The organism is Mesorhizobium sp. L2C084A000, assembly GCF_000502875.1.
Lineage (GTDB): Bacteria > Pseudomonadota > Alphaproteobacteria > Rhizobiales > Rhizobiaceae > Mesorhizobium.
On sequence record NZ_AYWX01000009.1, the window covers coordinates 235,471 to 250,278 of the forward strand.

Below are 14,808 nucleotides of genomic sequence, written 5' to 3' on the forward strand. Positions count from 1 at the left end.
CATCGATATAAAGCGCTTGGCGATTTGATGGGGATTTCATGAAAGCTTTTTTGCTCGCTTCATTCGTTGCGCTTTCGGCGGCTCCGGCCATCGCTGCCGATATGATGACCGCTCCTGTCGACACCCATGAATGGACCTGGCAAGGGCCATACGCCGGCGTGTTCGGCGCCGGAACGTTGGAACATTACAAGATCTATGAGCCGGGCGCCCAGGCTGGCGCAACGCACAACGTCGGCTCGGCCGCGGTCGGCGGCTTTGCAGGTTATAACTTCCAGTCCGGCAAGATTGTCTATGGCGTTGAAGGCGAGCTTGGCTACCGCTTTAAGAAGAACACCTTCGACGATATTCCAGGCCCAGGCGTTCTCGACGCCTCCACAGGTTTGTTCGGATCCGTAAAGGGTCGCGTAGGCATGGACATGGGAGCCTACATGCCGTTTGTCACGGCTGGTGTAACCGCCGCAAAGCTGAAGACGTTCTATCCAGGTGGAAACGCCGAGCGGGATGCAACTTTGGTCGGTGGTATTGTTGGAGCAGGCATCGACGTCGCTCTCACACACAACGTGTTCTTGCGAGGCGAATACAACTTCTCCTTCTTCGGCAAGAAGTCGCTTGAATATTGCGGCGGCGGATGCACGCTGGAACACACGCTTCAGACGCACGATTTCCGCGTCGGCATCGCGATGAAATTCTAACTGTTCAGCGCGTCTCCGACGTTGACGCGCTCCGCAGGAATAGCAAGACCAAGGTCCAGCTTGCGAACGGCCTTCCGCGGGCGCAATGTCGCCAAGAACCCGACGGCCAGGGGTCTGGATCGCAAATAGTTCGCGGTTCAGGCCCTTCCTCCGTTTGGGACCATGCTATGCGGCTCTTCTGCCGGGTTGCTCCGGCCCTTGTCGTGCTGGGCGGTCAATTCCACCTGATGATGAACGACGCTTCCTCGCCGGTGATCTCCTTGATGGATTTCAACAGCACCTCATGCACTGCTTGGAGCGATCGGCAATGATCGCAGCTTGGCGATAGAAGCGGCTGCACGATGCTCTTTTGAAGCCGCCTCGCCCAGCGGCGGCGTGTGGACCTGCTCGGGCTCCATCGGAGGATGAACTTCGAATGGCAAGCACCGGACGCATCACGCCCACGATGGGAATCCAAAGCACTAAAATGATTGCACTGGGAAACCTTTTTGGGGGCATCGACATTGTCGGGTTTGCATGGCCCGCTTCTACTTTGATCTGACCGACAACGGCGAATTCTATCCCGACACCAAGGGCACAGAGCTTCCGAGCGTGGAGGCCGTGGAAGACGAGGCCGCACGGGCGCTTTTGGAAATAGCGAAAGACGCGATGCCGGACGGCACTCATCGTCAGGTAGCGTTCCACGTTCGCGACGATACCAACGCCGCTTTGTTGGTCGTTAAGGTCACGTTCGAGCTAATACGATTGGGCAGCGATGAAATGGAGCAAAGCGGCGTTCCGCCCGATTAGGAGATGACCGGCAGACCGTGCTACATAGGGGACGAAATTTCCCCGCCCAGCTTACATGGTCTACCTTCCGCCACTGCCTGGCCTCCCATATCTAGCTGCCACTTTGACGGTGGATGGAGCAATCACGGCGGCGCCGTTTGACACGGCGGATGAAGCCGCAGCCTTCAACAAGCTGATGGCGAAAGCGGAACATCCCGGCAAGGCGATTTTGAATTGAACGCCGCCGAGGTCAGGCAAGATTGTCCGCGACGGTCTATCCCCCTCGACGCCTTCGATGAGATTGTATTAGCGAGTGCCCTGCGTGCCCGCCTGGCTCATGAGCGAGCGCGAATGCACGTCTTGTTTGAACAGCTTACTCACGCCCGAATGCTCGTTAGAGACGCCGCCGCGATCCGCGCCCATCTGCGCGCGGCCCTTGCGTATCAAACCGTACGTTGAATCCTTCTTGGGTCACGCGTGAGAAGAGAGTAAATAAATCCCTTCGCAGCAAGGGAGGCCGCGATGGTTGAAACGCATATGGAAGTCGCACGCGCGGCTATAGAAACCAGCTTTCGGTTGCGGCACCATTCCCTGGCCGGAACTGCCTCGTTTCGCCGTGATATGGATCACTCCCGGCGCGCAATCGAGGCCTCGCGCGAACTGCTCAAGCGCCTCCGCCAACGTCACCGCGATGACATGGCCCGAGGTTGGGAAGATCCGGACCCGACTCCTGCTTCCGTCTCCGCCTTCGATGCTGATATTCTTCGCTCTGCATTTCGAGCCCTGGTCAGGGATATGAGCGTGCCTGAATGTCAATGGCGCGATTTGGCTGAGAACTTGGTCCGCGAATATGTCGGGTGCGAGCAGATCGATGTTGGCTTGTTGGATTGGATCACCCACAAGTAGTCACCAACGCAAGACAGCCCGTCCCGCCCACATTGCCGGTGACACGAAACGGGCTGCAGAAGCCGGCATGCGGTGCTTCCTGCAATCCAACTTTGTGCGCGCACGGTTGTTCCGTCAGCTTCTGCTGAAAAGCGGTACATTCTGCTGCCGTGGCCATTCGACAGTCGCTGGTAGAGTAGACCCGCCGCTCCATTTGCGAAGCGACGGGCTCTCGCCCACCCCATACCTGTCAGAGCAATTTAGATGCCAAACTTTTTGACCCGTTATGGGGCAGCGTTTGGCGCGTTGGCTTCTAATGTGTGACGATCGGGTCCACGGCGAACGCCTTGCGGTCACCCATGAGTCGTCGCTCATATCCCGTGGGTCAGTACAAGGTAAATCGCGGGGACTAACATCAACCAGCCGCCCATTCCAAGAACCACCAAAATGGCCATGCGCTCTGTTCGCCTGACAAGGTCGGCGATGTTTTCCTCTTCCGGCAAGGAGACTGCTTCCACAAACCAGGGCGCATGATCATCGTTGTCATTCCCCGGTTGGTTTGCGCTGCCACTCTCATTCGATCTTTGGAGCAATGTCATTGTTATCGTTCACCAAAAGGAATCTAACCGGCCCGTTCTCGGCGCGTGAGCCGGAACGGGCCAAGGCGGAAAACTAGTTAAAATCGAAGGACGACCGAAGGACCACGTCGGCGATAGCACCGGACGCGACGGCGGCCATGCCGCCAGTAACTGCGGCAGACCCGTCTCCAGCCCCGCCGGCGGCGGTGGGGACGGTGGTGCCAGTCCCGATGGTAGACTTGCTGCACTTCTGCCTGTGCATCTTCGTCAAAGGCCTCTGTTTGTGGCGTCTCAAGTTCATCGAGGATGCCGCGTCCGGCTCCTGGAACACCCGCCATTGCGTCAGTTGGGCGGACAGCGCTTGCAAGGGCCGCTGCCCCGGCAACACCAAACATTGCAGTCAAGAAGGATCGCCGATCCATAATAAACCTCCCAAGGTGCATGAGCTAAGAAGGCGCCTAGGCTGCCGAATGAGCAGGCCCAGCGCATGGTGAAATTCAGGACCCGCAGCCGCCGAAGCGGCTCACGGGTCCTATCAGCGCAGGAAGGGACGTAGCTGCGCCGATCCACGCCATCAGCCAAGGACTATTCCCATCACCAGGAAGGTGATGGCTGTTGCGAAAATCGGTGCGAGCAACCATCGCGCCTGGCCGACACTTTTTTCCACTGTTTCTCTCCGAATTTGGAGAGACAACAACCTTTAGGCCTAAGCCGTTCCGCCTACTCCCAACGGGTAAGACCATTGCGTTTTTCAATCAGACTTTGGTCCTGCGCAGATTCAGACAGAAGCCCGTATGAGGAACGTTTGGCCTGGCGACGTGTTCGGTGGCTGGCGCGCAGCCGATCGTGCTGCCGCCAGGTTACAAGAGGAGAAAAACAATGAGGATGCACCTAAGCAGCGCCGCTGCGGCGCTCTTGCTGTTGGCCAGCGTCGGCGCGGTTGCGGCACAGGATGTGGTTATCACACCGGAACAGGACACCGTCGTGCGCGAATATGTGAAGAAGCAACCCTTGGCTTCTGTGAAGCTTCCAGGGGTGGAGTTGAATGTCGGCACGGCTCTGCCAGACACGGTCGAACTCCACGAAGTTCCCAACGTGAAATACCGCTATACTGTCGTCGACAACCGAACGGTTTTGGTGGACCCGAGCACACGCAAGATTGTGAAAGTCTACGACTGAACCATCGAACCGGCCACGCCCGCCGGCAGGGATGGCGGCGGGTTGAGCTCGTCAAATCGCCCCTGAATCGGACAAATAAAAATGATGAGCCCTGAAGTCGAGACGTTGCAAGCCCTTGTGGCGCGCCTGGCTGATCTTCAGGCGAGAGCGCGGGCAGCACGTATAAACGAGGCCGAAATAAAGACCTCCCAAACGCTCGCAGCCGTCACGGAGGACGGTTGCGGTCGGCCGGCTCGGAATCTGGCCGCTCAAGGTTCGACGACGACATAGTGGTGCGCGAGGTCACCCCAACCCCCACAAGAATCCGGTTCTGCCTGCCGATCCCGCGCGCAGTTCGGGTTCTCCCCCTCGCGCTTCACGGATTCGATGAACATCATGTTCATGTTGTTGAACATCAGTTCGCCGAGCCCGTGATGCTCCAAATATTGCAAGTTTGCTGTCTTTTATGACACGCTCGCGACCTGGGTGGATGCCCCAACCCCGGTGAACGTGTTCCGAACCCTGACGGACTTGTAGACGTAGGCGACCCAGAGTCCTGTCAGCACAAACGAGACTATCGGGGCCACCAGCGCATCGCCTGCGAGCACCAGGCTCACCGGAACGCCCAGAACTGACGCAACCCAGATCGTGTCCAGGATGAAAACGACAGGAATCGCCAGCCACTGGAGCAGAAACAATTGCGGAAAGCGGTGGCTTCGCCGCAGCATCGAAACGAGCACAACCAGTTGAAGCGCCAGAAATGCCAGATTGAGAGCAAGTTCGCCATACACCGCCAGCGGTCCGTTCGGGAGAGCCATGAGCTGCTGGTAGCCTTCGGCCGAATTGGCGAAGTCGGCGAGTGTGCGCAGCGGTGACAATGCCTGGCCGATCGCCAGCAGCATCAACCAGCCGCCGAAGCCCACAAGAGCCTCGGGATTCTGCGACGGCTTCGCGGCTGATCGAACAGCAAAGAAAACAGGCACGCCGATCAACAGCAGCAAGATCGCCCAATGCCAGATAGAAAACGTCCCCATTTACCCCTCCCCCGTTTTTGCTCCTATAAGTTGTATCAGGTTCTAAATTCAACTTAAGAGCCGACCTGCATCTGAAACCAGGTCTTATGCGGAAGCAACGCTTTCTCCTGCCCTTTCCTGCCACTCACACCGCAATCGCCGCCACCAGAATCCTGTTCTGCCTCCGTACCGCCGCCCGCAATTCCGCAATCCTCGCCGCATCGCGCTTCACGAATTCGATGAACATCATGTTCATGTTGTTGAAGATCAGTTCGCCGAGCGCTGCCCCGTCGATGTCCTGCCGCACAAGGCCGAGCGCTTGCAAGCGGACGATCAGGGCGCCGATCTGTTCGGTTAGAGCACGGTCGAGCGCGGTGTAGGCTTGGCCGAACGGGCTGTCGGGCGCTTGCGTCGAGATCGCCATCGCCTGTCGCCACATCTCCTTGCTGAGATAGTAAAGCGAGTGCTCGATATAGATGCCGATCAGCGTATCCAGCGCATCGCCCACATTGGCCGGCGGCCGGGCGACGACGCCCTGACCGGCATTCAGCACCTCGTTGACCTCCAGCGAGACGATGGCGCCGAGGATGTCGCCCTTGTTTTCATAGTAATTGTAGATGGTGCCGACCGAGACCTCGGCCTGTGCGGCGATCGCCTCGATCTTGGCGCCCTCGTAGCCGGCCTCACGAAACAGTTCCGCCGCCGCCTCGATGATGCGGCGGTGCCGGTCCGCCTTTTGCCTTGCCCGCAATCCGCTCATGTCAGCCTCTTGCCATAAAAACAGAATTGACTCAATTTTAGAATTGGTTCAATTTTTTGCAAGAAGCCACAAAGGCAAGGGAGAACACTCGATGTCACACGCAGCCAGCAATCCGCTTTCCATGCTTAAGACCCATTTGCGCACAGCTGCCGCAGCCGCGGCGCTGCTGCTTTCGACGGGCGCGCAAGCCGCCGATCTCAACGCGCTGATCTGGTGCGATCATGCCGATCCGGCCTTGCTGCAGCCGTTCGAGGAGGCCAATGGCGTCAAGGTCAACGTCAAGGAATTCGAGGGCACCGGCGCCGGGTTGGCCATCGTCGAACAGTCGCAGCCGGGCGACTGGGACGTGATGATGATCGACAGCATCGACATACCGCGCGGCGTCGAAAAGGGCCTGTTCGAGCCGCTGCCGGAAGACAAATTGCCACTGGCCGACCTGTTTGCGCAGGTGAAGATGGACGGCTCCACCGTCGTCGGCGGCAAACGCTACGGCATCACCGAAAAATTCGGCTACAACACGATCGGCTACAACAAGACCAAGGTCGATCCGGCCGACATGCAGTCGATGGCCGCGCTGACCGGCGACAAGTACAAGGGCAAGGTCGCCATCTACGACTACTACCTGCCGGTCATCGGCATGGCCGCGCTGGCCATCGGCAAGAAGACGGCCGATCTCACCGAAGCCGACCTGCCCGCTCTCAAGGACGAGCTTCTCAAGATGAAGGCCAATGCCAAGCTGGTCGGCGAAGTGACCGCCAGCCAGACGGCGCTTGCGACCGGCGAAGTCGACATATTGGTCGGCGGCGGCGAATGGGTGACGGCGGGCCTGGCCAAGGAGAACCCGGCGCTCGACTTCTCCATCCCCAAGGAGGGTGCGGTGCTGTGGTCGCAGTCGCTGGCCATGTTCAAGGATTCCAAGAACAAGGACATGGCGCTGAAGTTCATCCAGTACATTATGAGTCCGGAAGGCCAGGCGCGGCTTGCCACCTCGTCCTGCTACTGGGGCATGCCGGCCAACACCAAGGCGGCGCTGACCGACGACCAGAAGAAGGTGCTGCGCTTCGACGAACAGCCGGGCTTCCTTGCCCGCGCCCAGGCCTATCCGGCGCCGAATGCCGATCTCGACAAGAAGATGCAGGATATGTGGACCGAAATGCTGCAGGTAAAATGAGCTATAACCGCTCATGAGCAGCTCGGCAAATAACCCCCTGCCCCGGGCGGCCCTGCCCTGGGCGCTGGTCACGCCGGCGCTCGGCTGGACGCTGCTGTTCTTCGTGCTGCCTTTCGTCGCCATGGGGCTTTCCAGCCTGACGGCGCATGAGGGCGGCGGCTTCACGCTGTCCAATTACAGCCAGTTCTTCACCAACCCCTCCTACTGGCAGGCAATGGTGAACTCGCTGCAGGTGACCGCCATCGTCACCGTGATCTCGGTGCTGCTCGCCTATCCCTTTGCCTGGATCCTCGCCGAACAAGTGCCGGAGCGCTGGCAGCGGCTGGCGCTGATGCTGGCCGTGCTGCCGTTCTGGACATCCTATGTCGTGCGCTCCTACTCCTGGCTGCTGGTGCTGGCGCAGAACGGCGTCGTCAACCGGGCGCTGACCGGCTCTGGCCTGATCAGCGAGCCGCTGCAACTCGCCAACACTCGTTTCGCCACCGTCACCGGCTTCGTGCACTTCTTCGTCATGCTTTTGACGCTGACGATCTTTGCCAATCTCAAGCAGCTCAGCCCGAGCTACCGCAAGGCCGCCGCCGATCTCGGCGCCGGGCCGGTGCGCACCTTCCTGCATGTCGTGCTGCCGCTGACCTTGCCCGGCATCATGGTCGGCGCCTTCCTGACCTTCGTGCTGTGCATCGGCGACTACATCACGCCGCAGATCCTGGGTGGCAACAACGAGCTGCTGATGCCGCAGCTGGTGATGATGCAGATCGGCCGGCGCGGCGACTTTCCGCTGGCCTCGGCGCTGTCGATCATCCTGATGGCGGTGGTCACTATTGCCTACCTCGCCTGCGCCCGCTGGCTGAAGATCGAGCGGGCCTGACCATGTCTCGGATTGTCCGCGTCATTTCCTGGCTCTACGCGATCGCCGTCTACGGCTTCATCTTCCTGCCGGTCGTCGTGCTGGTGCTATTTTCGCTGCAGGCGACGTCGTTTCCGATCCCGCCCTTCACCGGGCCATCGCTGCGCTGGTACGATGCGGTTCTTTCGGACACGCGGCTGACCTCGGCGCTGGTCAACTCGCTGCTGGTGGCGTCCATCTCCTCGCTCGCCGCCGCCACGCTCGGTTTCCTATCCGCCTGGGGCTTTGCCCGTTTCGTCCTGCCGGGCTCCGGCCTGCTGCGCGGGCTGATCACGCTGCCGCTGACGGTCAGCTATCTCATCATCGGCATGGGGCTGCTGGTGCTGTTCAACTGGGCCGGCTTGCCGAAATCGCTGCTTGCGGCAGGGATCGGCCATGTCGTGATCAACCTGCCGCTGTGCTTTGCCATCATCTACAGCCAGATGGGCGACCACCAGATCAACATCGAACGCGCCGCGCGCGACCTCGGCGCGCCGGAATGGAAGGTGCTGCTGTTGATCACCGTGCCGGTCATGGCGCCGGCCATCTTCGCCGGCTTCTTCCTGTCGATGACCTTCTCCTGGGACGAGTTCGTGATCTCCTTCCTGCTCACCCGCTTCGACACCACGCTGCCGGTCGAAATCTGGAACCTGCTGCGTTCCGGCCTCAACCCGAAGACCAACGCCGTCGGCTCGCTGGTTTTCGCCGTTTCCATCGTGCTGGTCGTGCTGTTCGAATTGACATTGCTGCGCAGGAGAAAGGCATGACTGCGCCTTTGGTCGATATTCGCTCCGTCTCGCATCGCTTCGGCCAGCATACGGTGCTGAAGGACGTTTCGCTGCAGATCGAGCCCGGCAGCTACACGATCCTCCTCGGGCCCTCGGGCTCCGGCAAGACGACGCTGCTGTCCATTCTGGGCGGCTTCGTCACGCCCAGCGAAGGCAAGGTGTTCATCCGCGGCGAGGACTGCACGTCCGTGCCGCCGGCCAAGCGCCCGACGACGACGGTGTTCCAGGACTATGCGCTGTTCCCGCATATGAGTGTCGGCAGCAATGTCGGCTTCGGCCTGCGCATGCAGGGGGTCGATGGCGCGACGCGGGCGGCAAAGGCGCGCGCGGCGCTGGCCCTGGTTGGTCTCGCCGCTGCTTTCGACAAGAAACCGCACCAGCTTTCCGGCGGCCAGCGGCAGCGCGTAGCTCTGGCGCGGGCGCTGGTGATCGAGCCGGCGGTGCTTCTGCTCGACGAGCCGCTCGGCGCGCTCGACCTCAAATTGCGCCGGCAGATGCAGGACGAGTTGAAAGCAATCCAGAAGCGCGTCGGCACCGCCTTCATCCACGTCACCCACGACCAGGAAGAAGCGATGGCGCTCGCCGACCATTGCGTGGTGATGAATGACGGGCGCATCGAGGACGAAGGCCCGCCCGAGCGCGTCTACGCACGGCCGGCGACACGCTTTTCGGCGACCTTCATGGGCGAAAGCACGATCCTTGCCGGCACGGTCACGGAGGCCGGGGACCGGACAGGCACTGTCGCGACGCCGGTCGGGCCGGTCTCGGTACCCGGCGCCTTGCCGGTGGGCTCTGGCGTTGTGCTGGCCATACGACCGGAGCATCTTGTGCTCGGCACGGCTGCAGGCAGCGTCAAACTCGGTACTGCCAGAGTGAGCGACATCGTTTTCCAGGGCAGCTTCAAACGCGTGCTCGCCGTCTCCGTCGAAGACCCCTCGCTTCACTTCATCGCCAGGCTGCCCGCGACAGCTACCGTCCGGCCGGGCGACACGGTTGCCGTTTCGTGCGATACCGACCAGATCATTCTGCTGACGGATTGAAATGGGCACGCTCGCGGTCATCGAGGCACCAGACTGGTACGAGACCATCCGCATGAGCGATGGCGTGACCTTGGTCCACGAGCCATGGATAAAACCGTTCTTCCGCTGCAACATGTGGCATGTGCGCGGTCGCGACCGCGATCTCCTCTTCGACACTGGGCTCGGCCATTTCAGCCTTCGGCGTCATGTGCCGCTGGTCAGCGAGCGCAAGCTGATTTGCGTCGCCAGCCATACGCATTTCGACCATATCGGCTGCCATCACGAATTTCCGGACCGCTGCGTACACGCCGCCGAGGCCGACATCCTCGCCGATCCGCGCAACGAATGGACGGCAGCCGGCACCTATGCGACCGACGAGATGTTCGATCGCATGCCGCAAGGCTGGGACACGGCGCGCTACGGCATTTTACCCGCACCCGCCGGCCGTCTGCTCGACCATGGCGATATCGTCGATCTCGGCGACCGGGCCTTCGAGGTGATCCACACGCCCGGCCATTCACCCGGCGGCATCGCGCTTTACGAAAACAGGACGGGCATCCTGTTATCCGGCGACATCATCTATGACGGCCCGCTGATCGACGACGTCTACCACTCGGTTGTCGGTGACTATGTCGCCACGCTGCTGTGTATGCGCGACCTCGATGTCTCGGTGGTGCATGGCGGCCATTTCCCCAGCTTCGGCAAGGTGCGCTACCGCCAGCTTGTCGACGAGTATCTGGAACAGAAGCGGCAGGCAGGCTGCCATCTGCGGCAGCCCTGAAAGCGGTTAGCGCATCAGTTCGAAATGCCGCGGAAACGCCTGATGCAGCAGGAGCAGCATGGTCTTGCGCAGCACGTTGGTGTCACGGCTGGACGGATTGAGATGATCCCAATACCAGGCGCCATGAACCAGATAATTCAGGCTCTCCGACAGCGTGTCGATGTCGACGCCGGTATAACCGCCGCTGCGCGAAATCTCGATCAGCAGCTCGCGCGCCTCGGCGGTGTAGGCGAGATCGCTCGGAAGGCCGATCTCGTCGTAGATCTGCATGCTCTTGCGGTCGCTGGAGAACACGACAAAGACCGAAACCCATTTCGGGTGCTGGCGGGCGAAACGTTGCGCGCAATCGACCGCGCCCAGGGCCCGCTCAACCGGAGACAGGCCGGGCGCCCGCACCAACGTCACCCACAGCTCGTCATAGCGATCGCTGAGATACTGCAGGACGGCGCGAAACAGGTTCTCCTTGCTGCGAAAATGGAAGACGACCAGGGCATTGGACGAGCCGACATGTTCGGCGATGCGCTGCATGGTGACGCTTGCCAGCCCCTCCTCCGCGATGAGCTCGATGGTGGCGTCGATGATCCGCTGCACGCTGGCTTCGCCGCGTTCGCGCCGACGGTCCTTGGGCGGCGCGGCATCGTTTGCCGAAACCCCGTCCTTGGCCATTGCGCCTTTGCGTTTTGCCGCCGCGGCCTTTTGTTGCGCCATCTTCGTCCAGTTCCTTTCGGACCTTCTGGCGGCGATCACCGGCCGCCACGGATCCGTCTATTCGAGATGTCCGGCGCCGGCTCACCACAACCGAGACCGCGGATCAAGCACCGGTGCGGCAAGGGCCGCAGCGCCCTGTTATAGCGACGGGCGCGTTTCGGCGTTTGTGTACCACTGCCCCTTGGCCGTCTCATAGGCCATGGCCGCGCGGAAAACATCGGCATCGCAATAGGTGCGGCCAACGATCTGGATGCCTGTCGGCACGCCGCTTGCCGCCCGGCCCGAAGGGATGGACAGAACCGGACAACGGCTCATCATGTTGAACGGCGTCGTCATCACCCAGCCAAGCGACGGGTTCACCTGCTTGCCGTTGATCTCGACCGTGCCCGTGGTCTGATCGAACTCCGCCGGCACGGAGGGAAGCGCGTTGGTCGGGCAGACCAGCACATCATAAGTCTCAAGCAGCGGCCCCAGCGTCTGGTACATCCTGGCCGCCACATCGAGGGTTCCGACAAAATCCGTGGCTTTGGACTTCTGCCCGTCCTCGGCGAATTGCCTGGCATAGCTCGTCATGTCCTTGCCGTGCTTCTTGAGCAACTGCGACAGCGATGCGCCGAACAGATGCTCCAGATAGGCCATGCCCGCCCTGAGCACGTCGTCGCCCCAGCCCAGATCGACTTCCTCGACCGTGGCGCCGAGCGAGCGGAACACGTCGCAGGCGGCAAGCGTGTTCTTGCGCACATCGGCGTCCACTTCGAAAGAACCGAGGTCCATCGAGAAAGCGATCTTCCAGCCCTTGATCGGCTTGTAGTCGCTGGGCAGGCGCAGTTTGGGGCGCAGCGTGGCGATGTCGAGCGGGCTTGGCCCGGCCATCACGTTCTGCAGCAGGATCGCATCCCCGACGTTTCGTGCCAAAGGTCCGGTGTGGCAGTAGAAATCGAGGTTGAACGGCGGCTCGTCCGGATTGCGCCCGTAAGGCGGCTTGAAGCCGACAAGACCGCAGGCCGACGCGGGAATGCGGATCGATCCGGCAATGTCCGAACCGGTGGCGATCGACGACGTGCCGGATGCCAGCGTCGCCGCGGCACCGCCCGACGAACCGCCGGGTGTGAAATCCGGGTTCCACGGATTGCGCGTCACGCCCCAGCGTTTCGACCAGGTATAGCCGGCGCAGCTGAATTCAGGCGTCGCTGTGCGGGCATGGACAATGCCTCCGGCCTTGATGATGCGCTCGTTCATCGTCGAGGTATGGCCGCCTATCGCATCCCCGGACAGCAGCGAGCCGTGCGAGGTCGGCTTGCCCTTGATGTAGCTCTCGTCCTTGATGCCGATCGGCAACCCCTCGAGCGCCCCGGTCCGGGCGCCCCTGGCGTATTTCGCCTCGGCCTTCCCAGCCAGGTCCATCGCCTCGTCGAAATGCGTGAAGGTGAAGCAGTTGATCGTCGCCTTGGTTGCCTCTGCGCGGCGGATGGTGGCCTGCATCAGTTCGACAGGCGAAAGCTTCTTCGCCTTGAACAGCCGCAGCGCCTCGCCGGCCGGCATGTAGCAAAGGTCGAGATCGGTCATGGGAAGTCTCCTGCGATCTGCGCATCGCGTTTGGCATGGACGGGAGATGACCGCGCCGCATGCAGCGGCGCGGGAAGTCATTTCATTTCTGCAGGTCGGTCCAGATCTTCGTGTAGAGCGCCTGCACATCCGGCGGGCAGGCCTGCATGAACTGACCCTTGGCGGCGAACTCGGCGGGAATGTTGACTTCCGGCGCGGTCTTCATGTCGTCGGGCATGAAGGCTTCCGAGCCCTTGATGCCGTTCGAATAACGCGCAAAGGCTGAGATCAGCGCCGCATTCTGCGGATCCATGATGAAGTTCTGGAACAGCTTGGCGTTGTCGACATTCTTGGCGTCCTTGAGGACAGCGACATTGTCCATCCAGATCGGATAGCCTTCCTTGGGATAGCCATAGACGATCTTGTCGTTCTCAAGCCGCTCGCGCAGCGATATGCCGTTCCAGTTGACGCCCGCGGCGATGTCGCCCCTGCCCAGACCATCGACAGCCGCATAGTCGAGCGAAAGCCATTTCGCCTTCGCCTCCACCAGCTTGTCATGCACCTTTTTCAGCATCTGCATGTCGCTGCTGCAATATTTGCCACCCTCGTAAGCAATGGCGAGGAACATGATGTCACCCATTTCGGGTACGACATTGATCTTGCCGACGAGTTCGGGGGGTGGGTCGAGGAAGATCGCCGATGTGTTCGGGTCGCCGGCATAAACCGACTTGTTCACCGAAATGCCGGTCGTGCCCCACTGCCATGGAACGGTATATTTACGGCCTGGATCGAATGGAACATCGACCCATCTGGGATCGACGTTTTTGAAGTTTTCCATCTTGTTGGGATCGGTCTCCAAGAGCAGACCTTCGCTGATCCAGACCGGCACGACGCTCGCCGAGGGCACGACGATGTCATAGCCGGAGGCGCCCTGCCGGACCTTGGCCAAGGCGGTGTCGTTGGAATCATAGTCGGTGACGGTGACCTTGACCTTGTAGGTCTCTTCGAACTTCTTGATCAGGTCGGGGCTGGTGTAGTTGCCCCAATTGTAGATGTTGAGCTCGCCTTCGGCACGGGCCACGCCCGTGACAGTCAGCAACGACAGGCCGATGGCCGTCGCGGTCAGTTTCCAGTTCATGCTGCATGCTCCCATTGTTGGGACCGGCGGCACTACGGCCCCAAGTCCGTTTCCTGCTGACGAAAAGATGGCCGCGACAATGCCGATGGACGGCACGAGAAAGGCCGTCGACATCGCATTTGCGGCGCGCCGGCAACGGCAAGCCGCATGGCAGTCAAGATATTCCCCCCTTTATTGTGGCCATTCACCGGCTGGAACCCGGCTGTCCAACTCAATTCTCGACCTCAGGAATAACTATGACTAAACATACAGTCAATATCTTATCGTGGATACGGCCATGGCTCGCCCATTGATGCGCCCGATGCGGTGGTGACTCAGTGAGCAGCCAGGAAAGAGGTTTAGCCGCGATGCCGGACGCGTCAGGCCGTTGAGGCCGAAATGCTCGCGGCCGCAATTCGCGGTGGCCGACCGGCCACTGCTTTTAAGGAGAGAAACTGCCGCGCGATGTCGCGCACCGAAGCGGCCGCCAATGCCGCCGGTCCTCCGAAAGGATGATCAGGTTACAGCGCTACAGCGCCCTTTGCGGACATGGCGCTCCGGCTGCGTCACCACAGCGCGACGCCGTGGGCTGCGGCCGGAAGCTCGTTTCTTCGGACTGGCGCACCAGTTCGGCAAAGAGCAGCGCGAAGCTTCCCAGCATCAGAAAGACGATGATCAGGCGTGTTACCGGCAATATGTCGGCCTCGACTGGCTAGCCCCCACGCCACCCATCCACTGCCGGCTAACATGACCGATCCGGCTTTACGAGACTTTAAGGCCGGTCTTAACCATCACATTCGCGTAGCCTTTGACATGATACGCGAACGGCAAGCCCGCATCCGCCGTCCTGCGGCCGCCTTGCCATCCGGCATGGGTCGCATCGGGATGACAGCTCCCTTTGCAGACGTACCCCGCCCATGCTACCCCGGCGCTGGCGCG

At 61.0% G+C, this 14,808-nt stretch carries 16 protein-coding genes; 9 read left to right on the plus strand and 7 right to left on the minus strand.

What is annotated here, in order from left to right; all coding sequences use genetic code 11:
- Positions 1 to 38 precede the first annotated feature (38 nt).
- The 3 genes from X735_RS0134460 to X735_RS147030 all read left to right on the plus strand — a co-directional run bounded on the left by X735_RS0134460 (position 39) and on the right by X735_RS147030 (position 2,366).
- Positions 39 to 692: an outer membrane beta-barrel protein gene (locus X735_RS0134460; RefSeq protein ID WP_023812097.1), complete on the plus strand. Its 654-nt coding sequence runs from the start codon at positions 39 to 41 to the stop codon at positions 690 to 692.
- 516 nt (positions 693 to 1,208) lie between these two features.
- Complete coding sequence (locus X735_RS147040) at positions 1,209 to 1,481, plus strand: hypothetical protein (protein ID WP_023812099.1); 273 nt, start codon at positions 1,209 to 1,211, stop codon at positions 1,479 to 1,481.
- Between the two features lie 501 nt (positions 1,482 to 1,982).
- A complete protein-coding gene (locus X735_RS147030) occupies positions 1,983 to 2,366 on the plus strand; it encodes a hypothetical protein (protein WP_023812102.1) in 384 nt (127 codons plus the stop codon).
- A gap of 350 nt (positions 2,367 to 2,716) precedes the next feature.
- On the opposite strand, the gene X735_RS147025 is transcribed toward X735_RS147030, so the two are convergent.
- A complete protein-coding gene (locus X735_RS147025) occupies positions 2,717 to 2,944 on the minus strand; it encodes a hypothetical protein (protein WP_023812103.1) in 228 nt (75 codons plus the stop codon).
- 858 nt (positions 2,945 to 3,802) lie between these two features.
- Between X735_RS147025 and X735_RS147015 the strand changes: the two genes are divergently transcribed.
- Entirely contained in the window at positions 3,803 to 4,102 is a 300-nt protein-coding gene (locus X735_RS147015) for a DUF1236 domain-containing protein (protein WP_013531386.1), read from the plus strand.
- A 248-nt stretch (positions 4,103 to 4,350) separates the two neighbouring features.
- Here X735_RS147015 and X735_RS1000000169310 read toward each other — a convergent pair whose 3' ends face one another.
- The 3 genes from X735_RS1000000169310 to X735_RS147005 form a co-directional block, all read right to left on the minus strand.
- Positions 4,351 to 4,533 carry a hypothetical protein gene (locus X735_RS1000000169310; RefSeq protein WP_196815335.1) on the minus strand — a complete coding sequence of 61 codons (183 nt, stop codon included), beginning with the start codon at positions 4,531 to 4,533 and terminating at the stop codon, positions 4,351 to 4,353.
- A gap of 12 nt (positions 4,534 to 4,545) precedes the next feature.
- Entirely contained in the window at positions 4,546 to 5,115 is a 570-nt protein-coding gene (locus X735_RS147010) for a DUF2569 family protein (protein ID WP_023812106.1), read from the minus strand.
- Positions 5,116 to 5,239: 124 nt separating this feature from the next.
- Positions 5,240 to 5,854 (minus strand): TetR/AcrR family transcriptional regulator, encoded by a 615-nt coding sequence (locus tag X735_RS147005; RefSeq protein ID WP_023812107.1) that lies wholly within the window; start codon positions 5,852 to 5,854, stop codon positions 5,240 to 5,242.
- A 91-nt stretch (positions 5,855 to 5,945) separates the two neighbouring features.
- Between X735_RS147005 and X735_RS147000 the strand changes: the two genes are divergently transcribed.
- The 5 genes from X735_RS147000 to X735_RS146980 are packed head-to-tail and all read left to right on the plus strand — an operon-like array spanning position 5,946 to position 10,499.
- A complete protein-coding gene (locus X735_RS147000; RefSeq protein WP_023812108.1) occupies positions 5,946 to 7,025 on the plus strand; it encodes a spermidine/putrescine ABC transporter substrate-binding protein in 1,080 nt (359 codons plus the stop codon).
- A 13-nt stretch (positions 7,026 to 7,038) separates the two neighbouring features.
- Complete coding sequence (locus tag X735_RS146995; protein WP_023812109.1) at positions 7,039 to 7,893, plus strand: ABC transporter permease; 855 nt, start codon at positions 7,039 to 7,041, stop codon at positions 7,891 to 7,893.
- Positions 7,894 to 7,895: 2 nt separating this feature from the next.
- Positions 7,896 to 8,678 carry an ABC transporter permease gene (locus tag X735_RS146990; RefSeq protein ID WP_023812110.1) on the plus strand — a complete coding sequence of 261 codons (783 nt, stop codon included), beginning with the start codon at positions 7,896 to 7,898 and terminating at the stop codon, positions 8,676 to 8,678.
- Positions 8,675 to 9,739, plus strand: a complete 1,065-nt coding sequence (locus tag X735_RS146985; protein ID WP_023812111.1) for an ABC transporter ATP-binding protein — start codon at positions 8,675 to 8,677, stop codon at positions 9,737 to 9,739. Before X735_RS146990 ends, X735_RS146985 begins: the two co-directional genes overlap by 4 nt.
- Before the next feature lies 1 nt (position 9,740).
- Positions 9,741 to 10,499 (plus strand): MBL fold metallo-hydrolase, encoded by a 759-nt coding sequence (locus X735_RS146980; protein ID WP_023812112.1) that lies wholly within the window; start codon positions 9,741 to 9,743, stop codon positions 10,497 to 10,499.
- Positions 10,500 to 10,505: 6 nt separating this feature from the next.
- On the opposite strand, the gene X735_RS146975 is transcribed toward X735_RS146980, so the two are convergent.
- From X735_RS146975 to X735_RS146965, 3 genes are all read right to left on the minus strand, one after another.
- The gene (locus tag X735_RS146975; RefSeq protein ID WP_023812113.1) at positions 10,506 to 11,207 is read right to left on the minus strand and encodes a TetR/AcrR family transcriptional regulator; all 702 of its coding nucleotides are present in this window, start codon (positions 11,205 to 11,207) and stop codon (positions 10,506 to 10,508) included.
- Between the two features lie 138 nt (positions 11,208 to 11,345).
- Positions 11,346 to 12,773 (minus strand): amidase, encoded by a 1,428-nt coding sequence (locus X735_RS146970; protein WP_023812114.1) that lies wholly within the window; start codon positions 12,771 to 12,773, stop codon positions 11,346 to 11,348.
- Positions 12,774 to 12,855: 82 nt separating this feature from the next.
- A complete protein-coding gene (locus X735_RS146965) occupies positions 12,856 to 13,890 on the minus strand; it encodes an extracellular solute-binding protein (RefSeq protein ID WP_023812115.1) in 1,035 nt (344 codons plus the stop codon).
- Positions 13,891 to 14,808: the final 918 nt, after the last annotated feature.